The organism is Endozoicomonas sp. ALD068 (genome assembly GCF_049310145.1).
Lineage (GTDB): Bacteria > Pseudomonadota > Gammaproteobacteria > Pseudomonadales > Endozoicomonadaceae > Endozoicomonas_A.
Window position 1 is genome coordinate 5,276,298 of record NZ_JBLYNU010000004.1, and the last position, 22,338, is coordinate 5,298,635.

22 protein-coding genes are annotated in these 22,338 nt (G+C 48.2%); 12 read left to right on the top strand and 10 right to left on the bottom strand.

Going from position 1 to position 22,338, the window contains the following annotated elements; genetic code table 11:
• Positions 1 to 67: 67 nt before the first annotated feature.
• From ACO6V5_RS19500 to ACO6V5_RS19510, 3 genes are all read right to left on the bottom strand, one after another.
• Positions 68 to 1,405 carry a diacylglycerol/lipid kinase family protein gene (locus tag ACO6V5_RS19500; protein ID WP_422410091.1) on the bottom strand — a complete coding sequence of 446 codons (1,338 nt, stop codon included), beginning with the start codon at positions 1,403 to 1,405 and terminating at the stop codon, positions 68 to 70.
• A 154-nt stretch (positions 1,406 to 1,559) separates the two neighbouring features.
• Positions 1,560 to 2,720 (bottom strand): diacylglycerol/lipid kinase family protein, encoded by a 1,161-nt coding sequence (locus ACO6V5_RS19505; protein WP_422136125.1) that lies wholly within the window; start codon positions 2,718 to 2,720, stop codon positions 1,560 to 1,562.
• The gene (locus ACO6V5_RS19510) at positions 2,717 to 3,499 is read right to left on the bottom strand and encodes an SURF1 family protein (RefSeq protein WP_422136124.1); all 783 of its coding nucleotides are present in this window, start codon (positions 3,497 to 3,499) and stop codon (positions 2,717 to 2,719) included. Before ACO6V5_RS19510 ends, ACO6V5_RS19505 begins: the two co-directional genes overlap by 4 nt.
• Before the next feature lie 139 nt (positions 3,500 to 3,638).
• Here ACO6V5_RS19510 and ACO6V5_RS19515 point away from each other — a divergent pair, with 139 nt between their 5' ends.
• On the top strand, positions 3,639 to 3,854 hold the full coding sequence (locus ACO6V5_RS19515) for a twin transmembrane helix small protein (protein ID WP_422136123.1): 216 nt from the start codon (positions 3,639 to 3,641) through the stop codon (positions 3,852 to 3,854).
• Positions 3,855 to 3,904: 50 nt separating this feature from the next.
• On the opposite strand, the gene ACO6V5_RS19520 is transcribed toward ACO6V5_RS19515, so the two are convergent.
• The 4 genes from ACO6V5_RS19520 to coxB are packed head-to-tail and all read right to left on the bottom strand — an operon-like array spanning position 3,905 to position 8,178.
• Complete coding sequence (locus tag ACO6V5_RS19520) at positions 3,905 to 4,801, bottom strand: cytochrome c oxidase subunit 3 (RefSeq protein ID WP_422139418.1); 897 nt, start codon at positions 4,799 to 4,801, stop codon at positions 3,905 to 3,907.
• A gap of 10 nt (positions 4,802 to 4,811) precedes the next feature.
• Complete coding sequence (locus ACO6V5_RS19525; protein WP_422442043.1) at positions 4,812 to 5,441, bottom strand: cytochrome c oxidase assembly protein; 630 nt, start codon at positions 5,439 to 5,441, stop codon at positions 4,812 to 4,814.
• The gene (ctaD, locus tag ACO6V5_RS19530) at positions 5,381 to 6,982 is read right to left on the bottom strand and encodes a cytochrome c oxidase subunit I (protein ID WP_422136120.1); all 1,602 of its coding nucleotides are present in this window, start codon (positions 6,980 to 6,982) and stop codon (positions 5,381 to 5,383) included. Before ctaD ends, ACO6V5_RS19525 begins: the two co-directional genes overlap by 61 nt.
• 11 nt (positions 6,983 to 6,993) lie before the next feature.
• A complete protein-coding gene (gene coxB / locus ACO6V5_RS19535; protein WP_422411755.1) occupies positions 6,994 to 8,178 on the bottom strand; it encodes a cytochrome c oxidase subunit II in 1,185 nt (394 codons plus the stop codon).
• 1,262 nt (positions 8,179 to 9,440) lie between these two features.
• Here coxB and ACO6V5_RS19540 point away from each other — a divergent pair.
• Positions 9,441 to 10,091 carry a hypothetical protein gene (locus ACO6V5_RS19540; RefSeq protein WP_422136119.1) on the top strand — a complete coding sequence of 217 codons (651 nt, stop codon included), beginning with the start codon at positions 9,441 to 9,443 and terminating at the stop codon, positions 10,089 to 10,091.
• 135 nt (positions 10,092 to 10,226) lie between these two features.
• On the opposite strand, the gene ACO6V5_RS19545 is transcribed toward ACO6V5_RS19540, so the two are convergent.
• Positions 10,227 to 10,484, bottom strand: a complete 258-nt coding sequence (locus ACO6V5_RS19545; protein WP_422411752.1) for a YheV family putative zinc ribbon protein — start codon at positions 10,482 to 10,484, stop codon at positions 10,227 to 10,229.
• A gap of 116 nt (positions 10,485 to 10,600) precedes the next feature.
• Positions 10,601 to 12,649 carry an oligopeptidase A gene (gene prlC, locus ACO6V5_RS19550; protein WP_422136117.1) on the bottom strand — a complete coding sequence of 683 codons (2,049 nt, stop codon included), beginning with the start codon at positions 12,647 to 12,649 and terminating at the stop codon, positions 10,601 to 10,603.
• Between the two features lie 277 nt (positions 12,650 to 12,926).
• Between prlC and ACO6V5_RS19555 the strand changes: the two genes are divergently transcribed.
• The 10 genes from ACO6V5_RS19555 (at position 12,927) to oppF (ending at position 21,737) form a co-directional block, all read left to right on the top strand.
• Complete coding sequence (locus ACO6V5_RS19555) at positions 12,927 to 13,217, top strand: DUF2442 domain-containing protein (protein ID WP_422411750.1); 291 nt, start codon at positions 12,927 to 12,929, stop codon at positions 13,215 to 13,217.
• On the top strand, positions 13,214 to 13,753 hold the full coding sequence (locus tag ACO6V5_RS19560) for a gamma carbonic anhydrase family protein (protein ID WP_422411748.1): 540 nt from the start codon (positions 13,214 to 13,216) through the stop codon (positions 13,751 to 13,753). The genes ACO6V5_RS19555 and ACO6V5_RS19560 overlap by 4 nt, the downstream gene beginning before the upstream one ends.
• A 119-nt stretch (positions 13,754 to 13,872) precedes the next feature.
• Positions 13,873 to 14,094 carry a hypothetical protein gene (locus tag ACO6V5_RS19565; RefSeq protein ID WP_422136114.1) on the top strand — a complete coding sequence of 74 codons (222 nt, stop codon included), beginning with the start codon at positions 13,873 to 13,875 and terminating at the stop codon, positions 14,092 to 14,094.
• A gap of 66 nt (positions 14,095 to 14,160) precedes the next feature.
• On the top strand, positions 14,161 to 14,592 hold the full coding sequence (locus ACO6V5_RS19570) for a hypothetical protein (RefSeq protein ID WP_422136113.1): 432 nt from the start codon (positions 14,161 to 14,163) through the stop codon (positions 14,590 to 14,592).
• A gap of 159 nt (positions 14,593 to 14,751) precedes the next feature.
• Positions 14,752 to 15,342 carry a YhgN family NAAT transporter gene (locus ACO6V5_RS19575; protein WP_422136112.1) on the top strand — a complete coding sequence of 197 codons (591 nt, stop codon included), beginning with the start codon at positions 14,752 to 14,754 and terminating at the stop codon, positions 15,340 to 15,342.
• Positions 15,343 to 16,005: 663 nt separating this feature from the next.
• Entirely contained in the window at positions 16,006 to 17,652 is a 1,647-nt protein-coding gene (locus ACO6V5_RS19580) for a peptide ABC transporter substrate-binding protein (protein WP_422411745.1), read from the top strand.
• A 176-nt stretch (positions 17,653 to 17,828) separates the two neighbouring features.
• Positions 17,829 to 18,755, top strand: coding sequence for an oligopeptide ABC transporter permease OppB (gene oppB, locus ACO6V5_RS19585; protein WP_422139414.1), 927 nt, complete (start codon positions 17,829 to 17,831; stop codon positions 18,753 to 18,755).
• A gap of 42 nt (positions 18,756 to 18,797) precedes the next feature.
• Positions 18,798 to 19,718 (top strand): oligopeptide ABC transporter permease OppC, encoded by a 921-nt coding sequence (oppC, locus tag ACO6V5_RS19590; protein WP_422137053.1) that lies wholly within the window; start codon positions 18,798 to 18,800, stop codon positions 19,716 to 19,718.
• 1 nt (position 19,719) lies between these two features.
• Complete coding sequence (locus tag ACO6V5_RS19595; RefSeq protein WP_422411742.1) at positions 19,720 to 20,715, top strand: ABC transporter ATP-binding protein; 996 nt, start codon at positions 19,720 to 19,722, stop codon at positions 20,713 to 20,715.
• Positions 20,712 to 21,737, top strand: coding sequence for a murein tripeptide/oligopeptide ABC transporter ATP binding protein OppF (gene oppF, locus ACO6V5_RS19600; protein ID WP_422411740.1), 1,026 nt, complete (start codon positions 20,712 to 20,714; stop codon positions 21,735 to 21,737). Before ACO6V5_RS19595 ends, oppF begins: the two co-directional genes overlap by 4 nt.
• Positions 21,738 to 21,780: 43 nt before the next feature.
• On the opposite strand, the gene ACO6V5_RS19605 is transcribed toward oppF, so the two are convergent.
• A complete protein-coding gene (locus ACO6V5_RS19605) occupies positions 21,781 to 22,263 on the bottom strand; it encodes a DUF29 domain-containing protein (protein WP_422411739.1) in 483 nt (160 codons plus the stop codon).
• Positions 22,264 to 22,338: the final 75 nt, after the last annotated feature.

Genomic DNA, 22,338 nt, shown 5'->3' on the forward strand with positions numbered 1-22,338 from the left:
AAACCCAGCCATTGAATAGCGTAGCCGAGGTTTTTCTGAGAAATAGTCCCACTGCAATACCCAAAATTTACATGGAATCCTGCTTTTTCTTCGCTCTTTCGTCCTCGGCTTCTTCAAAGTACATGTCGAAATAATTGTAATCACCATATACGGGAGGTCTCATAAAATGTAACACTCCCGGCAACCAGGTTATTCGTGCCGGTGTTTGCAGTAAAATATCACCATCAACCTGAATATCCGGAGGTGGTTCCTTCACGTGCTCAATGTCCAGTTGATTAAACTGAGCCCGTTTGAGGCCTGACCAATTGAATAATCTCTGCATAGCCACCTGAACAAGTGCCCAAAGGGGTGGATCCCACTTCTCACCATAAAGCAGCTCCCCCTGCGAACTGTCTGCTCTGACACCATCCTGAAGGCCAAACTCGCCTCCGATTATAGGCCCCGTGACCCCTCCGGCCAGTATATTCAGAGGGATATGGAATCTGCTACCCCCATTAATGCTGCACTTGACCATAGGTGTATTCCATCTCATTGTTGAAGCGAGGTCTGAGAGTGGATAGATCATATTTCCGGGTGAGTAACTCATCAGTCGACCCGATCGTTCACCGCTCCCGTAATCATTTTTCCTTTTTGTTAACTGATTCGTCACGCCCAGATCAAACTCATTGACTGCCAGAACCGTTTTCTTCTGGCAACTTCCTCTTTCACAAGCTTCAATTTTATACGCACCTAAAGGTTGAACGGCTCCATAAACCAGTGTCCGAAGGGCATGCATCGGGTCACGCAATTGAAGTGATCTTGCTATATTGTTTCCCGTACCCGCCGGTATAACCCCAATAATAACTTGTTGTCGATGAGCTTCTAAACCCTGAACCACCTCATGAACAGTGCCGTCTCCTCCCACTGCAACAATTAACAACTGATTCTCTAATAACTGCCTGGCCGAGGCGGACTTCAACGCCTTCCTCCCGGCTTCTTTATAATGTAATAACTTCTTCTTTAATAATTTATGCTCGTCCCCCTGCAGCTCCTGCTCCTGTTGCTCCCGCTGCTCCTGATGCTCCTGCTGCCAGTTCTGATGAGCTTGGGTTGCCAGATCCGTTGCATGACCTGCATATTCCGTAAAAAACACTTCAAATGTCGCTCGATCCTGAGCAGCAGCCTCGTCCTGTGAGCCTACTGCTGTGAAATAATGATTGACAGCCTGTTCAATACTTTCCCAGACTCTCGCACCCTGTCCATTATTACTGGCTGGATTAACGATAAAGCAGACGTGGCGGATATCTGCCAATATGCTTTTCGGAATCTCTGGATATGGGTTTCCCGGAATCACCGCAAATCCGTTTTTCGGAACAAGAAATACAAAAAGCAGCAGTCCATATAAATAAAAAATTCTGCCAGTCACGTTGAGCCATCCTAATTTCTGTAAGTACCGGAACTTTTTTATGCGGTTTTTGCCAGCTTCCAGAAGACTGATGTCTCCATCTGCCATAGGACCCAGCATTAAAAACCATTAGACAGCTTAGACGAAGTTTTTCCGTGTAATGTTCAAGCCCTGCTTAACGTTTAAAAAATTCAAGTAAAGTCAGCTCTTCTTCACGACGCATTGCCTCATAACCGAAATCACCGGGTTCAGGGGGTCTCATAAACTGGAATACTTCTGGCACCCAGGTTACTCGTGCCGGGGTTTGCAGCAAAATATCACCGTCAACCTGAATATTCTGAGGTGCCTGACCGTGCCCAATGTCCATTTGAGTAAACCAAGTCTGTTGCAGAGCTGACCGATTGAATAATCTCTGCATGGTCATCTGAAAAAGTGTCGAAATCGGGTGAGCCCTCCGCTGATTGTAGAGCATCTGTCCCTGGTCACTGTTCGGACGCATACCATTAAAAAGTCTGACTCCACCTCCAATCGTTGGCCCAGTTCCCGCTGCCAGCAGATTCAGGGGGATATTGAAGCTGCTACCGCCATCAATACTGCAATCGACTGTAGGTGCATGCCATCTCATTGCTGAACTGAGGGCTGACATTGTATAGACCATTCTTCTGGGAGAGCATCTCAGCAGTCGGCTTGGTCGCTCGCCACTGTCGTGTTCGTTTTTCTTTTTTGTCGCCTGAGCCGTCACACCCAGATCAAACTCGTCCACTGCCAAAACCGTTTTCTTCTCGCAAGTTCCTCTTTGACAACCTTCAATTTTGTAGGCACCAAAGGGGGCAGGTCTTCCATAAACCAGACTCCGAAGGGCATGCATGGGATTACCCAAACGAAGTGTTCTTGCTATATCATTCCCCGTACCTGCCGGTATAATCCCTATAACGACTTGCGGCTGTTGATTTTCTAAACCCTGAACCACCTCATGGACAGTGCCATCCCCGCCAACGGCAACGATCAGTAACTGATCTCCATGAGCGTGTCGCCCTTGCTGCCAATTCCGGTATGCCCGAAGTGCCAGTTCCGTTGCATGACCAGGGTGCTCCGTAAAAGACACTTCATATGTCGGCCCTAACGGAGAAGCAGCCTGGTCCATAGAGCCGCTTGCTGTATAGTATTGGTAATGGTCGAGGGCTTCCTTAATACTGTCCCAGACTTTTTCCCCCTGGCCATTATTACTGGTGGGATTAACAATAAAACAGGCGTGGCGAATTTCTGCAAATCCATTTTCCGGAATAAGGAATATAAAAAACAGCAGGCCACATAAACAAAAAATTCTGCTAATCACAGTGAATCATCCTCTTTTGCATCAGCTGCGGACACCTCTTTATGGTGCTTTTGTTGGCTTTGACCCAAGCCTGAACATAGCATCTGCCAGAGATAGAGAAAGAGCAGGACCAGAGCCATCAGGAACCATTGAATAGCGTAGCCGAGATGTTTCTGAGAGGTAGTTTTCATTGTCAGGGGGCGTATCAGATAAGCGCCGGGCTGATTCTGTTCCAGCTTCAGAATATATAGAGGTAGCGTCTGCCCCAATGCTTCCCCCATTCGGTCAAAGTGGATGGCCTGAATACGTTTGGGCCACTCTTCATGCCAGATATCTTCACCCAGCGTGAACGGATTCCCCAATAACCGATAGAGTTTGCCCGTTAACTCAAGTTCTCCATCAGGTGTCTTGATTTCCGGCAAACTGTCTCTGGATTGAGCAGGTATCCAGCCTCTGTTGACCAACAAGTACTGACCATCATTGGCCAGAAAAGGCATGATCAGGTCGTAACCGGCACGACCTTCGTGAATCTGGTTATCGAGAAAAAAAGCCCGACCGAAAATAAAACGACCACGGACGTTTATCGGCAGATACATGGCATCAGAGTAGCGGCTGATATCAGACAGGCTGAGAGCGGGCATGGTCTGTCGTTCTGCCAGGGTCTGCTCAAGCTCAAGCTTCTCCTGGTATCGGGACATCTGCCAGAACCCCAGTTTGATCAGCAGGGGCAAAAGCAGCAACACCAATAGCGACAACTTAACGCGATAGCTCTTAAGGGATCGATAGCTATACTTCAACATCGGGTGCTCTACCAAACTCCGCTGTTATTCTGATCTGAATGCCTTTAACGTAAGAAAAAACATGTGCGACACAGATTGATTTAACAATCGGTTAAGCAAACCGTTTTTCATCAACTCAGGCATCAGCAGGGAGCGTAATATGTGGTTAAAAATTATTATTGTTGTTCTTTTTCTTGCCGTACTCTTCTGCCTGGGCAGAGGCATGTACTTTCTACTTAAAGGTGATGGCGGTTCCGCCAAACTGGTAAATTCACTCACCGCCCGGGTTGGCCTGACCGCCCTGATCATGTTGATCATTGTGGTGGCCTGGCTGTTTGGAGATGTTCACAGTAACGCTCCCTGGCTGTACCGCTAAACGACGAAAGTCGTTAGTTTCCACCTCTTCCCGGAAATGTCGGGCTCTCCTCATATCAGATAAACAAAGATAAACAGGCCGAGCCAGACCACATCAACAAAGTGCCAGTACCAGCTGGATGCCTCAAAAGCAAAATGGTTATCCGGCTTAAAATGCCCTTTATAGATACGAATCAGCATGATCAGCAACATTATGGCACCCAGGGTGACATGTGCCCCGTGAAAACCCGTCAAAATAAAGAACGTTGAGCCGTAGATACCCGCGCTCAGGGTCAACCCGAGCTCATTGTAGGCTTCGGCGTATTCTTCAGCCTGAAAATAAAGGAAAGTAAAACCCAGAATCAGGGTGAGAATCATCCATACCTTCACCTTGGTTCTCTCTGCCTTTCTGAGGGCATGGTGTGCAATCGTCAGGGTAATACTGGAAGCGACCAGTAACAGGGTGTTCAGCAGAGGAAGATGGAATGGATCGATGACCCCTCGGGCTCCCGGGAATGTTTCATTATCCGGGTTGGTCATCAGCGGCCAGTCCGCTTCAAACTCTGGCCAGAGGTGTTCATGAGTAGAAGCACCGTCTCCCTCGCCGGCCAACCAGGGAACGGCAAAGTAACGGATATAGAAGAGCGTTCCGAAGAAAGCCGCAAAGAACATGACTTCGGAGAAGATAAACCAGCCCATACTCCAGCGGAAGCTGCGGTCCATCTGGTCACTGTAAAGACCTTTGCGGGACTCTTCGATGACATTACTGAACCAGCCAAAGATCATGTAGGCCATGATCAGGGAGCCGCCGAAAAACACATAATGTGCAAACGAATCTTTTACCCCGGCAGACATGTCGTTCATCATCATGCCTGCACCCAACAGCATGGTAAAAAGACCTATCGAGGCAATGATCGGCCACTTGCTCTGGGCCGGAACATAATAGGTACCTTCACCTTCTTGAGCCATCAGAATCTCCTCAGGACGGCAGTGTCCTCTCTCCCATTGTCGTCACATCAAACAAGGTGTACGACAACGTTAGTTTGGTGATATGCCGGGGTAATGCCTGATCCACAATAATTCTAAGCGGCATGATTTTTTCTTCGCCTGCTTCCAATGTCTGGGTGGTGAAGCAGAAACACTCTACCTTGTGCAGATAGTTGGTAGCCTGAAACGGTGAAACACTGGGAATGGCCTGACCGATCATTCGTTCGCCGGTCGGGTTGCGGGCAAAGAACTCCAGCTCGCCAACCTGCCCGGGGTGAACCACCACTTCTGTGACGCTGGGTTTGAAGTCCCAGCTCATCTCAGCATTGTTGGTTGCCACAAACTGCACTTTCACCTTCCGGCTGGTATCCACCTCAGCCGTTTCGGCATTGTAGCGGTATGGATTCGGATCGGTTTTGCCATTGAGTCCCGTTACCTTACAAAACACGTCGTATATGGGAACCATGGCAAAGCCGAAACCAAACATACCGCCAGCCACCAAGCCAGTCTTGATGACAGTTCTCCGCGACAGGTCGGCCGGGGTATCATCCTTCTCACTCATTACTTCACGTCCGGTGGTGTGGTGAAGGTATGGTAAGGTGCTGGCGAAGGCAGGCTCCATTCCAGACCTTCTGCACCTTCCCAGCTTTGAGCCTTGGCTTTCTCGCCGCCCCTGATGCATTTGATCACGATAAACAGGAACAGCAGCTGCGTGGTTCCAAACATAAAGCCACCGATACTGGCAATCATGTTGAAGTCGGCAAATTGCAGGGCATAATCCGGAATACGGCGAGGCATACCCGCCAGCCCGATAAAGTGCATCGGAAAGAAGGTCAGGTTCATACCGATAAAGGACAGCCAGAAATGCGTCTTGCCCAGCGTCTCGTCATACATATGACCTGTCCATTTGGGCAACCAGTAATAGACCGCAGCAAAGATGGCAAAAATTGCACCGGGTACCAGTACGTAGTGGAAGTGAGCCACGACAAAATAGGTGTCGTGATACTGGAAGTCAGCAGGGGCAATAGACAGCATCAGTCCAGAGAAACCACCGATAGTAAACAGCACCACAAAAGCAATACTGAACAGCATGGGGGTTTCAAAGGTCATGGCGCCCCTGAACATAGTGGTAACCCAGTTAAAGACCTTCACTCCGGTAGGCACAGCAATCAACATGGTGGCGTACATAAAGAACAGTTCACCCACCAGCGGAATACCTACGGTAAACATATGGTGCGCCCAGACAATAAACGACAAAAAAGCAATACTTGCGGTGGCATAGACCATTGACGTATAGCCGAAGAGGGGTTTTCTGGCGAATGCTGGCAGAATGGCTGACACGATCCCGAAGGAAGGCAGGATCATGATGTACACTTCCGGATGTCCGAAGAACCAGAAAATATGCTGGAACAGAACAGGGTCGCCACCACCGCCTGCATTAAAGAAACTGGTGCCAAAGTGGATGTCCATCAGCATCATAGTCACAGCACCGGCCAGTACCGGCATAACAGCAATCAGCAGGTACGCTGTAATCAGCCAGGTCCACACAAACAGCGGCATCTTCATCATGGTCATGCCGGGTGCCCGCAAGTTCAGAATGGTGGCGATAATATTGATCGCCCCCATGATGGACGAGATACCCAGCATGTGGATGGCAAAGATAAAGAAGGTGGTTGACGGCGGTCCATAGGTGGTTGACAGCGGTGCGTAGAATGTCCAGCCAAAGTTTGGACCGCCGCCTTCCATAAACAGCGTACTGATCAGCATCACGGCTGCAAAAGGCAGAATCCAGAAGCTCCAGTTATTCATTCTTGGCAGCGCCATGTCTGGCGCACCGATCATCAATGGAATCATCCAGTTAGCCAGGCCGACAAAGGCAGGCATGACCGCACCGAATACCATGATGAGACCGTGCATGGTGGTCATCTGGTTAAAGAAGCCGGGATCAACGATCTGCATCCCTGGTTGAAACAGTTCCGCCCGGATAACCATCGCCATAGCACCGCCGGTCAGGAACATAATAAAACTGAACCAGAGATACATGGTGCCAATATCTTTATGGTTCGTGGTTAGCACCCAGCGCATCAATCCCCTGGCAGGACCGTGATGGTCATGATGCTCGCTTGGCTTGTCATTTGCGCATGTGTCTGTCACAGCAGTCATGGTTGCATTCCTCACAGTCCAGCCTGATGTGTATTAGTATTCGGCTCATTCACCGCTGGCTTACTGACGGCAGCAGACCCGCCTGAAGCTTCAGCATCCGTCGCTTTGTACTCCCCGGTATTCTTGTATTCCAGAATTTGCTTCGGCGTGACCAGATCACCGGTATTATTACCCCAGGCATTTCTTTCGTAGGTAATGACTGCCGCCAGATCGACTTCGCTCAACTGGGCAGCAAAGGCCTGCATGGCGGTACCCTTCTTGCCGTTCAAGACAATATCGATATGCGCTTTGACCTGATCTTTCTCAACAGCCATTTTTGATCCTTTGAGAGCAGGAAACAGGGGCGGCATACCCTCACCATTGACCTGGTGACAGGCCGCACAGACTCTTTCGTAGGTGTTTTTTCCGCGCTCCATCAGCTCGGCCATAGTCCAGTTTTTACTGGTTAACTCACGCTCTTTAGCGGCCAGTGTTTTCTTCTCTGACAACCAGTCTTCATAGTCATCCGGTGACCTGACATCCACTACAATGGGCATAAAGCCATGATCCTTCCCACACAGTTCTGCACATTGACCACGATAAATTCCGGGACGTTCGACGTTGGTCCAGGCTTCGTTAATAAAACCCGGAATAGCATCCCGTTTAACGGCGAATGAAGGTACCCACCATGAATGAATAACATCTGCGGCAGTAACCAGGAAACGGATCTTTTTACCCGCAGGTAATACCAGTGGTTCGTCAACCTCCAGAAGATAGTTGGGGTCTTTGTTGCGAACGTTATAAATCTGTTCCGGTGTAGTTTTGAGATTACTGAAGAAGGACACTCCTTCTCCCAGATACTCATACTGCCACTTCCATTGATACCCGGTAATTTTGATATCAATTTCAGCTTCATCCGTATCGTAAATATCAATCAGTGTCTTTGTTGCCGGAATCGCCATGCCCACCAGAATTAATAGCGGGATGGTCGTCCACAGTATTTCTACAATCGTACTTTCATGGAAGGGATGGGGCTTAACGCCTCTTGATTTACGGTGCATGAAAATGGAGTAAAACATAACACCGAATACCAGAATGCCAATGACCACACAGATAATAAATATGGTCATGTGCAAGTCGTAAACCGAACGACTGACTGCCGTAACCCCCTCGGTCATATTGACTTTCCAATCAGCCAACAGACGGCTGGGCATCATAAAACCTGATAGTGTGGTCAGAAAAACCAGAAAGTATTGACCGACTCCCCCGGAAACAATAGAAGAGGGTCGTTTTCTGGAAGTTAAACAAGTGGAAGAAACCAGAACTTTTCCTGATCCGAGCGACAATAACGACCGGACTATTCGAAAAATGGCACCATACCGGAACCCCGCCACTGGCACCATCCGGGATGGGCGATATTTACCGCTCATGCTTTTCGTCCCGTTCATGGCAGTTTTTATCAAAAGAAAGAGAGCTAGTGCGTGCTGCATCATTCCCTTACATCCCCTGACTGTCCGCCCAGACAAGGCGGTGACTTATTATTATTGTTCAGCAGACCCAAGTCTTGCTTTCAGAGGCGACGGGGCAGCAAGCATCCGGACATCCCCGAGCAATGCTTACTGACTTGACTAGTTGTCGTTACCGGACAGGAGCCACACAGCATCTTGCCAGAAAAACTGCAATACACTTTAACTATCAGAGCTAACTACCAGAGCTGCTGATTTACAGAGATTTCAGCCAACCGTCTACCTGTTATTTCTTTTTCGCTGTGGAGAAAGAAATAACCCGGTTCAGGCTATCTGCGGAAAGTCAAAGTGCCAATATTCAATCGCAAGAGAGCGCTAAGTAACCGACAACGTCATACTACTTCGGACCCGACCTGCAAAACCTACTGCACAGGAACACCCTGCAAATAACAATACCCGTGAGACGCATTGAGTGATTCATTCAACCTGACAATGATCGCTCATCAAGTATAGTCCCAGAACCTCATTAAACAACATGATTGCACAAAATGAAAAGAGTCTTGTCAAAAAATACCTTTAATAAAAAATTGCCACTTGTCGTTTAAAATAAGGTAACGTGAATTCAATGGAAAGAATACCTGTTTAGACTTTTTTCGATCACTCTTATTGAGTCAGCACAACTTTGTAACGCCTGTCACAGATACAAACATCCATTCATCTTCTTTATGATATTTTTGTTACACCTCGAAATGGGTGGATCAGAACCAACTTTCAGAGCCTGTTTAAGCATATGTAGTGTGTCATTTTTTTGACTGCACAAGTGCTTGCACTTTTTCATTTTTGTCGTAATTTACAGTCTTTTTTAAATTCTAATTTAATGAATAAAAGATCTTTGTATTATGAAAAAGAGGTATTTAAAAAAGCTTGAGTTCTTGTTGGTACTATGGTCTTTTTAACACCTTCACGGTGACGTTGCAGTACCCAAATTAATAGCAACCGCAACGGAGACAATCATGGACGTAGTGGCAATTAATAATCTGATCGATTGTGCCCGAAAGCATGAAGAGGGCTCAAGCCACCTTCAGTCGCTTGTCTGTCAACAGGTGGAGCAGTTGCACCACACAATCGAACTTCCCGACGACATGGCCAGTGAGACACTGCTGAAGTTTGCAGTTGAATACATTGATCATGTACCTGACTTTCTTGAAGCGCTGGATCAGGCTTCAAAGGAACTGGACATTGAGGCTTTCATTTCCCCTTTTCTAAGCATTGCCGAAGAGAACTTTCTGGCACCGGTTTTGCAGTCCCAAAATAATGTGGGGCTGTTTGATCTGCTGGATAAAGCCTACTTTACGCATCGACTGATTGAGGAAGTAAACGACAGTTACCTATCTCGAATCGGCTCTCCCCTGATCCCGATGAACATGACCTGGGCCAACCTGATCATTCATGCCATTCTGGGTGAAGAGTTTGGCAATGAGCTGGACAAAATCGTTGAGCAGACGGTCAGGCACATGATTCGTTCGCAGGAGCTTTATAACGATCGCATGTTCAAGGATTTCGTCAACAACCGCAATCCGGAGCAGTGGGTAACGACCTGGTCAAAATGGAATTGCCTGTCCAGCCGTATGGGTATTGAACTGAAGTTTACGTCAGCAGCCTGATCCGGGGCACTGACGATGAAGTAGACGTTAATGCAGAGGACTGTATTTGAACATCGCTTGTTAAACTCCAATAGCCATGGCGCATTTGCAAAGCAGCACAGCTGTGAGGGTTTATCATAACATCTGATTTCGAACTCAGGGTTGTTGATCCAGTATTCTTACGATCTGAACAGCGCTTTCCTTTTTAGCATCATCATCCGACTTCCTGTCTTCTGGGGAGACCCTCGTCACTGGTGGTTTCCCCGCAAGAGAAGGATCTTTTTCCATCACATCCGAATAATGGCATTCCACGCACTCGCGATAGTTTTCACCGTTCTCGGCGTACATCCTCACCGAATCCTGCTGACCACAGGATGGACAGACGGCTCCGGCAATAAATCTTTTCGTTGTCATAGCTCTGAGGCCTACAGCAAACAGGTGCCACAGCGCATAAATGCCTATAGCACATAAAGAAATACCAAGACCCCGAGATCCCATGATCTCAGAGCCTTTCATTCAAAATTCTCTTTTCAGACAGAGATACCCGAATGGCGCAACAGAGCATCCACTTCTGGCTCCCGGCCCCGGAAATTTACAAACAGCTCCATGGGCTCCGCAGAACCGCCTTTTTCCAGAATTTCATGCAGGAAAGACTCACCGGTCTGGCGGTTGAATATACCCTCTTCTTCAAATCGGGAGAAGGCATCCGCAGACAATACCTCAGCCCATTTGTAGCTGTAGTAGCCCGCCGCATACCCTCCAGCAAAGATATGGCTGAAGCCATGCTGGAAACGATTGAAGGCCGGAGGCATAACCACAGAGACCTGACTGCGAACTTCATCCAATACCGCCTGAACCGTTTTCCCTTCACTCACGCTTTTTGAAAAGTCTTTATGCAGTTTGAAATCAAACAGTGAGAACTCCAGCTGACGCACCATCATCATGGCGGACTGGAAGTTTTTAGCGGCCAGTAATTTATCCAGTTTATCTTCAGGCAGAGGCTCGCCCGTTTCAAAATGGCCGGAGATCAAAGCCAGACCTTCTTCTTCCCAGCACCAATTCTCAAGAAACTGGCTGGGCAGCTCGACTGCATCCCAGGCTACGCCATTGATTCCGGATACGGCAGAATAATCGACCCGGGTCAGCATATGATGCAGACCGTGACCAAACTCATGGAACAGGGTCACAACTTCATCATGGGTCAGCAGGGCTGGCTGATTACCAACGGGTGGCGTGAAGTTACAAGTCAGGTAAGCCACTGGCAGCTGAACTTTGTCGCCAATCCTGCGACGCACCCGGCACTCACCCATCCAGGCACCACCGCGCTTGTGTTCACGGGCATAGAGGTCGAGGTAGAAACGACCAATCACTTCGCCATCGCGAATAACATTGAAAAAGCCAACATCTTTGTGCCAGGTTTCAACGTCGGTGACCTTGTCAAAGGTAATTCCAAATAGGCGTTCCACGACAGAGAACATGCCATTCACTACTTTTTCTGACGGAAACCAGGGACGCAACTCTTCCTGAGAAATAGCGTAGCGCTGCTGTCTGAGTTTCTCGCCATAGTAGCCAATGTCCCAGGCCTGCAAATCTTCAGCACCGTGTTCTGCTTTGGCAAAGGCTTTCAGTTCATTCAGTTCTTTTTCTGCCTGAGGCTTGCTCTTACTGGCCAGATCTTCCAGAAACGCAACGACCTTGTCAGTGGAGTCAGCCATTTTGGTCGCCAGTGAGTATTCCGCATAGTTATTGAACCCCAGCAGTTCGGCCAGCTCCTGACGTAGCTTGAGGATTTCATTAATATTGCCTGAATTATCAAATTCACCCGCATTCGGACCCTGGTCCGATGCCCGGGTACTGAACGCTGTATAAACCTCTTCCCGCAACTCACGATTGTCTGCATAGGTGATCACCGGGAAATAGCTCGGAAAATCCAGATTCAGCATCCAGCCTTCGCTGTGACCTTTGGACTCAGCCAACTGTCTGGCGCCTGCCAATGCGGATTCAGGCAGGCCGACCAGCTCTGATTCATCGGTAATCAGTTTGGACCAGGCCATGGTGGCATCCAGAACATTGTCAGAAAACTTACTGGTCAGTTCAGAAAGACGTTTTTGAATGTCGCCATAACGAGCTTTTTTCTCTTGCGGCAGGGCAACACCCGCCAGTTTGAAATCCCGCAGATTATCGGTAATGACTTTTTTCTGAGCCTTATCCAGATTCTCGAACCCCTCTGACTCGGACAGCGTCAGATAGGCCTGATAGAGATCCTGATTCTGACCCAGCCATGTTGAATATTCGCAAAGCAGGGGAAGACAGGCATTGTAAGCATCTCTTAGCTCATCGGTATTGACGACAGCATTCATATGACCCACCGGTGACCAGGCCTGATTAAGCCTGTCTCCCAGACTGTCCATGGGTTCCTGAAGCGTCTTCCAGCTGAAGGTTTGATTTTTATCTGCCAGAAGTGCGTCTACCGCTTGCTCACTTTCGGCAATAATGGTCTCTACAGCCGGTTTTATATGCTCTGGTTTAATCTTGGCAAAAGGAGGCAGTTCGCAGGTTTCCAGCAGTGGGTTGCTCATAATTCAGATGCTCGCTGTTTATTGTCCAAACTGATGGTTCTTTTTATGTCTATGGGTGCAGGATTATCGGTTTTCAAGGACAATGCAATACTTGAAAGCGTTCTGCTTCGCGACAATAGTTGTCTAAAAGGCATTACTTTCTTTCAGTTTGAGCAATTGTTGTTCTAACTTTCCCTGTCTGAGAAACTATTGAGGCATGAGATGAGTCCAACTGTATTCAAGAAGAAGGGGTATCGTTTTTTCTGAGAGATTGAGAAACTGATCAAGGAGAAGCACTATGCCATCATCAACGCATGGAATATGCACTTCCGGAACTGAAGTGACAAATATCTCATCTCATGGCATCTGGCTAATGACCAGTGGCAAAGAGCTGTTCATGTCTTACGAAGATTTTCCATGGTTCAAGGACCAGCCAGTTAGCGCAATCATCAACGTTGAAGAACTCAGAAAAGGTCACTCCTATTGGCCAGATATTGATGTTGATCTTACTGAAACAATGATTGAATCTCCTGACCGTTTTCCTCTTAAAGCCCAGACAAAGAGCAAGCAAAGAAGTCAAACATCATGACAAGCCAATCCATCAGAACCTTCAGAGGTCATACCCCAGCACTGGGTGACCGGGTATTTATTGACGAAACCGCCCTGGTCCTGGGCGACGTAGAAATTGGTGAAGACAGCTCCGTCTGGCCCATGGCGGTGGTGCGCGGAGATATGCATCGCATCCGCATAGGCTCACGCACCAGTATTCAGGACGGTTCGGTGTTGCATATCACCCATGCCAGCGCGTTTAACCCCGATGGTTATCCGTTGATTATTGGTGATGAAGTGACGGTCGGTCACAAGGTCACCCTGCACGGTTGTACGATCCACAATCGCTGCCTGATTGGCATTGGAGCCGTGGTGATGGATGGCGTAGTGGTCGAGGAGGAAGTGATTGTCGCTGCGGGCAGCCTGGTGCCACCGGGAAAGCGACTGGAAAGCGGGTTTGTTTACAAAGGCAATCCAGCCCAGAAGGCTCGCCCGATCAGTGAAAAAGAGAAGGCCCTCTTCTCTTACGGTGCGGACAACTATGTGAAGTTGAAAAACGAATACTTGGGCCTTTAAAAGGTTATTAAAAATAAATTTAATATAATTAAAGTTTACTTTCGCCCAAAGTATTACAGACGCTTGAACTATCCAGACCTAATCTTCCCATATCAGCAAATGATTTGGGGAGATTCACCATGAGCGAAGCCATTAAGCCCATCAACACAGCAGCCACTCAACAGTCCCACTGGATCGCAGACAGCCAGATGGATAAGCAGGAAATCTACAACGCTGAAAAGCAGGCTGAGAAATTTCATGAAAACCTCAGCGCCCAAACCGCTGAACAGCATTCTGGATATATGAAAGATAAACAGGCAAGACTCGCATTATTGCTGAGCCAAAAGAATTTTGTTATTTGAGCCTATGCAGATTGACTGGGGCTGCTATGCTGTCAGCTCCATTCACGTAAACAGGTTCCATAATTCATGTCCCTAGAAGTAAGACTTGAAAAGCTTGAAACCCAGCATAGAAACCTTGACGCAGATGTGCACAGTCTGGCCAGGGTGTGTGCAGATATAAAAAACATCGCACTCACTAATCAGCATGATATTGCCGGATTGAAGTTAGATGTTTCCGGGGTGAAGACGGATCTCGCTGGTGTGAAAGCCTGCATAGCTGCATTGACAGAAGCCACCCACGCAGGGTTCAAGAGGGCGGATGAACAACACAATGAGTTCGTCAGGGAAACCCGCCAACGCTTTGATGAACATGACAAGCGCTTTGATGAACATGACAAGCGCTTTGATGAACATGACAAGCGCTTTGACGAAGTCGATCGGCGCTTTGACAAGGTCGACGAGCGTTTTGATCGGCTCGAGTTACTCATTCGTCAGAGAATTCCCAATACACAAAACTAATCACTTCCGAAAACTTACCCTTCCACAAAAAGCCCGCCAGATTTTAATGGACGGGCTTTGCCGTGCAAAATCGACAAATCAGGATTGGTTTTTTTAAAGGCCAGATGTTATAAGCCCGCTCAATTTTTTTTATTCTAATTCTGAGTTTAAGCTGAACCGATGGAAATCTACTCCACAGCCATATTGCTGTTCCTGATTATGGATCCGCTCGGCAATATGCCAATCTTTATCTCTGTTCTAAAAGCTGTGCCCCCCAGGCGTCGGGTCAAAATTCTGATGCGGGAAATGCTGATCGCCCTGTTGATTCTGGTGATTTTCCTGTTTGTCGGCGATGCCATGCTACGGGTACTCCATCTCAGGCAGGAAGCGGTCAGTATTGCAGGGGCGATTATCCTCTTTATTATCGCCATCAAGATGATTTTCCCTCCCAGCCGAGGGGGTGGCATCATGGGTGACACTCCCGATGGCGAGCCTTTCATCGTACCTTTGGCCATTCCTTTGATTGCCGGTCCTTCTATCCTGGCCACCCTGATTCTGTTGGGTAATCAGCACCCGGGAGAACAGGCTAAACTGGTGACGGCGTTGCTGATCGCCTGGGCTGCATCCGCCGCCATCCTGATGTGCTCAAATCAATTTATGAGAGTATTGGGCAACCGTGGTGTATTCGCTATTGAGCGACTGATGGGGATGATTCTGGTGATGCTTTCTGTGCAAATGTTTATGGATGGTATTGCCAAGTATCTGGGATAATTCCTAATCGTTTGGAGGCTGCAAAAAGTCAGCCTCCAATCTCAAAAGCCGTAAAAGTATCCTTAATTTATATCTTCCATACAAAATACTTATCGCCTGATGCGCTGCAAAAAAGGTGTAACTTTGCCAGCATAAAAAAACTGCATAACCCTTATGAAAAAAACTTATAACCATAGATTAAGGAAAAGTCAGTTTATTCACCTGTATTTTTATAAATTTCAACAAGTCTAACTTTTTTGAACGATTCAATTTTTACGCACATACGTTCAAAAACCTTCTTGATCCTTTTTACAACTTTTAGTTATATTCGGTTACCCGACCACTGTGATTCGGTTTTTCTGTATTAAAAACACATAATCCGAATAGTCGATGATCAGGGTCGGGGAAGATTTCCGTGATCTGTTTTTCGGGATCAATGCTACACCCGGCGGAATTGACGACAGTAGTCCATCAAATAAAAACAACCACCCAGTAGATGACTCTTTACTCAAGTTGAGAACATTGAACAAGGTGTTATAAAACGGCAATACACAGGATCGTGTGTTACTCGTCTTGCTCTGACACATCCGTCAGCAGCAACAGCACCCGCCCATTACCATAACTCCAATCAGAATTATGCGTTGACCGTTATCAGACCGGTCATCGAATGAAGGGGATAACAATATGAAGAAGCCATTCAAGGCTCTGACGCTTGCCGGCATTCCGGCTTTGACTCTGGCTGCCAGCATCATGGCCACCTCCAGCGCCAACGCCGCAATCGTTCCGGCAGGCACACAACTGGCACAGGTCCAGGAGCTGGTTCGCGGGAACGGTGCAGAGCCTGCCTCTCTGGATCCACAGAAAGTAGAAGGCTCTCCAGGCAATAAAGTTGTTAAAGATTTGTTTGAAGGTCTGGTAAACCAGGATGCTGAAGGCAATGTTATTCCCGGTCAGGCAGAAAGCTGGTCAATTTCCGACGATAACAAAGTATTTACCTTTAAGATTCGAGATACAGCAAAGTGGTCCAATGGAGACACTGTAACAGCCCATGACTTTGTTTTTGGTTTCCGAAGAGCTGTAGACCCAGTCACTGCGTCACGCTATTCCTGGTATATGGAAATTCCCACTATCGTTAATGCTTCTGAGATTATCAAAGGTGAACAGCCCGTTGAAAGTCTTGGAGTCAAAGCTCTTGATGATAAAACCTTTCAGGTAACGCTTGAAAAACCTGTACCTTACTTTATCAAAATGCTGGCTCACTACACTATGTTCCCTGCACCGGAGAAGGTTATAAAAAAATATGGAAATAACTGGACCAAGCCGGAAAATATAGTATCAAATGGCGCATACAAGATGGAAAAATGGGTTGTGAATGAACGAATTACATTGTCTCGCAATGCCCAATATTGGAATAATGAACAAACCGTCATTGACAAAGTCACTTTCCTGCCAGTCTCTGGCAATATTGAGCTTACACGCTACAAAGCAGGTGAAATAGACTTTACCAACGGCATAACACCTATTCCCGTCCAGCACTTTGCCAGCTTGCAGAAAAGCATTCCTGATGAAATAAAAATCACCCCAAGGCTCTCCACTTATTATTATGAGTTTAATGAGAAGGTTAAGCCTTTTGATGATGCTCGTGTCAGAAAGGCCCTTTCCTATGCAATCAATCGCAACGCTATTGCCAAGTATGTAATGAAACAAGGTGAAACACCTGCTTATACTTTCACACCTAAATCTGTAGCTGGTTTTATTCCACCTGAAATAGATTACAGCAAGATGACTCAAGCTGAGCGTGATAAAGAAGCCAAGCGCCTCCTGACAGAAGCCGGTTTCGGTCCTGATAATCCATTAGAATTTGATCTCCTCTACAACACTGATGAGGCACACAAACAGATAGCTATTGCCATCTCGCAGATGTGGAAGCCTTTAGGCGTTGAAGTCACACTGGAAAATCAGGAATGGAAAACCTTCCTCGATAGTAAAGATGAAGGTAAGTTTCAGGTTGCCAGAGCAGGGTGGGCAGGAGACTATAACGAAGCGTCGACCTTTCTTGATTTAAAAACATCCACTCATGGTCAAAACGATGGCAAGTTTAATAGTCGTGAGTATGATGCCTTAATGGAAAAATCCAGAACTGTTACTACAGACGAAGAGCGCGCCGAACTTTATCGCAAAGCAGAAGAAATACTTGCAGAGGATATGCCTTTAGCACCTATCGTTGAGTACACAACAAGCCGACTGGTTAAGCCATACGTCGGTGGTTACCCAATGAGCAATGTTGAGGACAACGTTTACACCAGAGATTTGTATATCAGGAAACATTAATCTCTCTGGCGTGGAAAACCCCTGGTTCCCACGCTCTTGAGGGATGTCACAAACCCTCCGGTTTCCGGACTGAAGCCCGGCAACCGGAGGGTTGGTAACAGCCTCTCCTGCATGGAAACAAGTTTTACATACAGTCAGGGACACATAGTCGTCTAAGACTAACAAAGAGTGTACCTATGTTTATATTTATTCTGAAACGCATCGGCGTTGCCATTCCGACACTGTTCATTCTCGTACTTTTGTCGTTTTTTCTGATGCAGATGGCTCCGGGCAGTCCTTTCACGGGCGATTTCAATATGCCACCGGAGATCCTGGCCAACCTTGAAGCCAAGTACCACCTCGACAAGCCGCTCTGGCAACAGTTTGCCTATTACCTGAAAGACCTTCTGCAGGGCGACCTGGGACCGTCTTTCAAGTACAAGGATTACACCGTTAACGAACTGGTGGCCCAGAGCTTCCCGGTTTCCCTGACCATTGGCTCACTGGCGTTTTTATTCACCGTTATTGTGGGAGTTGGACTGGGAACTCTGGCAGCCCTGAAGCAAAATTCCTGGATCGACTACACCATAATGACGTTCTCCATGGTGGGCGTTGTACTTCCTTCTTTTGTGATTGCGCCACTGATGGTACTGATCTTTTCCATCAGCCTGAAGTGGTTGCCTGCGGGTGGCTGGAACGATGGCAGCTGGCAGAACATGATTCTTCCTGTCGCCGCCATGGGTATTCTTTATGTAGCGGCAATAGCCCGAATCATGCGTTCCAGCATGATTGAAACCCTGAACAGCAACTTTATTCGTACTGCCAGGGCCAAGGGTTTGCCAAAGCATCACATGATTCTCAAACATGCCCTGAAACCCTCATTGCTGCCTGTTGTTTCTTATCTGGGTCCGGCTTTCGTCGGCATTATCACCGGCTCTGTGGTGATTGAAACCGTGTTTGGCCTGCCGGGCATGGGCCAGCATTTTGTCAACGGAGCACTGAACCGGGATTACTCGCTGGTATTGGGACTGACGATCATCATTGGTTCACTGACCATCCTGTTCACCGCTATCGTCGATATTCTCTATGGGCTGATCGATCCAAAAATCAGAGTGGGGGGTTAAACCATGGCGTCTATTTCCATGAAAACCGGCACTGTGAATAACATGGTGAAAAAAGAGAGCCAAAAGGCTGTGGAAAACTTCTCCGAACAGCTTGCCAACGAGCGCTTGGAGATTGAAGGGCGCAGCCTCTGGGCCGATGCCCGCCGACGCTTTCTGAGTAACAAGGCCGCTGTCGCCAGTATGATTGTTCTGGCAGCGGTCACCTTGCTGATTATCTTTGGCCCTGCGGCCAGTCAGTTCACTTATGAAGAAATTGACTGGGCCAATATGGCTGCACCACCCTCTATGGAAACCGGACATTTCTTTGGTACCGACCACCTCGGTCGGGACCTTTTCGTACGGACCCTTGAAGGCGGACGAATCTCCTTCATGGTAGGTGCACTGGGGGCTCTGGTGGCCGTTATTATCGGAACCATTTACGGTGCCATGGCGGGCTTCCTGGGTGGCCGTGTTGATAACCTGATGATGCGGGCCCTGGAAATTCTTCAGTCTTTCCCGTTTATGTTTCTGGTTATTCTGATGATCACTTTCTTCGGACGCTCCATATTGCTGATCTTTATCGCCATAGGGGCGGTCTCCTGGCTGGATATGGCGCGTATCGTCAGGGGTCAGACCTTGAGCCTGAAGAGCAAGGAGTTTGTCGAAGCGGCCATCATCAGTGGCGCCAATTCCAGCCAGATTATTTTCCGTCACCTGATTCCTAACCTGCTCGGTATTGTGGTGGTTTACGCCTCCCTGCTGGTGCCCGGAATGATTCTGTTTGAATCCTTCCTGAGCTTCCTGGGACTGGGTGTACAGGAACCCATGACCAGCTGGGGTGCACTGGTCAACGAAGGCGCCATCTCTATGGAAGTGGCGGTCTGGCAGCTGGCCTTCCCGACCACTTTTCTGGTGATTACCCTGTTCTGTTTCAACTTTATTGGCGACGGGCTCCGTGATGCCCTGGACCCGAAGGATCGTTGATATGCAACTATTAGATGTCGATAACCTGCGGGTTCGATTTACGACACCCGACGGAGATGTCACAGCCGTAAACAATATGACCTTTTCTCTGAAGGCTGGTGAAACACTGGGCCTGGTAGGAGAGTCCGGGTCAGGTAAAAGTCAGACTGCTTTTGCTCTCATGGGGCTGCTGGCCAAAAACGGCATTATTGAAGGTTCCGCCAGGTTTGAAGGACAGAATATTCTGGCGCTGAGTGAGACTGAGCTGAATCGTATTCGTGCCCAGAAGATCGCCATGATCTTCCAGGACCCCATGACCTCGCTGAACCCTTACATGAAAGTAGGGCCTCAGCTGATGGAAGTTCTAAAGCTGCATAAAGGCATGAGTAAAAAAGAAGCCTTTGAAGAATCCGTAAAAATGCTGGATGCGGTAAAAATTCCTGAAGCTCGCAAGCGAATGAATATGTACCCCCATGAATTTTCAGGCGGCATGCGCCAGCGGGTTATGATTGCCATGGCATTGCTGTGTCGTCCCAAACTGTTGATTGCTGACGAACCGACCACCGCTCTGGACGTCACCGTTCAGGCCCAGATCATGGAGCTGTTGAATGAACTGAAGACCGAGTTCAACACCGCCATCATTATGATCACTCACGACCTGGGGGTGGTGGCCGGCATCTGTGACAAGGTACTGGTAATGTACGCCGGTCGTACCATGGAATATGGCACGACCAACGAGGTCTTCTATGATCCTCGTCATCCATATTCCCGAGGCCTGCTGGGTGCGATTCCACGACTGGATACACAGGGTGATTCGCTGCCCACTATTCCGGGCAATCCTCCGAACCTGTTGAGCCTTCCACAGGGCTGTCCTTTCCAGGAACGTTGTCCTCATGTCATACCACGTTGCCAGCAGGAAGCGCCGCCACTGGAGAGCTTTGGCGAAGGTCGTCAGAAAGCCTGTTTCTGGACACCCGACAACCCCGTTAATACTTCCGGCAGGGAGGTGGCAGCATGAGCCTTCAGCGATTTATAAAAAGCCCTCAGCGAGCTATAGAAAGCCCTCAGCCTATTTTGAAAGTTCGGGATGTTAAGGTTCATTTCCCGATTCATAAAGCCAAAAACTGGCCCTGGGAGAAATCCCCGGTCCTCAAAGCCGTTGATGGTGTCAGTTTTGATCTCTTCGAAGGAGAAACCCTCGGTGTCGTAGGTGAGTCCGGTTGCGGCAAATCAACACTGGCCCGCTCGATCATTGGTCTGGTGAAGGCTACGGAGGGTAAAATTCTCTGGCAGGACGACAATATTGCCGGGCTACCGGAAAAAGCCATGAAAAGTATCCGCAAGGATATCCAGATGATTTTTCAGGACCCTCTGGCGTCACTGAACCCGAGAATGACCGTAGGCGATATCATTGCCGAGCCTCTTCACAACTATTACCCGGATCTCTCGAAAGATGAGATTCTTTCCCGGGTTCGTGAAATGATGACCAGGGTGGGCCTGCTGCCTAATGTTATTAACCGTTATCCCCACGAGTTCTCTGGTGGTCAGTGTCAGCGTATTGGTATTGCCCGGGCACTGATTCTCAAGCCGAAACTGGTGATTTGTGATGAGCCGGTAAGTGCTTTGGACGTGTCCATCCAGGCACAGGTGGTTAACCTGCTGAAAGAGCTTCAGCAACAGATGGGACTGTCACTGATCTTTATTGCCCACGACCTGAGCGTAGTCAAGCACATCAGTGATCGGGTACTGGTGATGTACCTGGGTAATGAGGTAGAGACCGCCAAGGCCGAGCCAATGTATGATGCCCCCCGTCATCCTTACACCAAAGCTTTGTTGTCGGCGGTGCCTGTCCCTGATCCGAAAATGGAAAAAGAGAAGGAGATTGAACTGTTGGAAGGTGAACTGCCATCGCCTATCAACCCACCCAGCGGCTGTGTCTTCAGGACCCGTTGCCCGATAGCAGAAGCCAGCTGCGCCGAGCATCGTCCAAGACTGATGGATGTAGGCAACCAGCATTTTGCGGCCTGTCCCAAGGCCTGATTAACTTCTCACCTGTCTAATGGCAGGTGAGTCGTCTTGCCGTTTAGCCTTCCGGCAACCAATTCTCTGTCATGATTTGCTCAAAATCCCAGGGACAGCTCTCTGGAAAACTGCTCTCATCCAGTCTCTGATGGGGCTGGACGTAATCATTCATGGCCTGAATAGCCAGTTTCTTACCACTGGCGTAAGCGTCGTCAAATACCTCACAGACTTTATGATTCAGGTGGGAACGGTCCTGAAGCAGAATGACCAGCTGTTCCCTCTGTTCCCGGATAGTGCCTTTCCAGCTACGGCAGTTATATGGCTCTGGAGGCACCGGATTAATGACTTGAGTCTGGTACTGGTATTTGAGCAAGTGCAGCAAGAGAGTCGTTAGCCTGGATCGAAGGGTGTTTCGATCATTGCCCATATCATCAAACTCCTCAATGACTCTCTCCAGATCAAGTTGATCAAAGCGCCGGTTGATCAAGTGATCTTTCTGTTGCTCTTTCCAGCGATAAAAGTCAGTTTCGTACAGGTTTTCCATAAGCTACCTCCATTGCTCTTCCACTTTAGGCAAAAACAAAAAGGGGAGCAAAGGCGAACTGAAGAAAGATTCCTA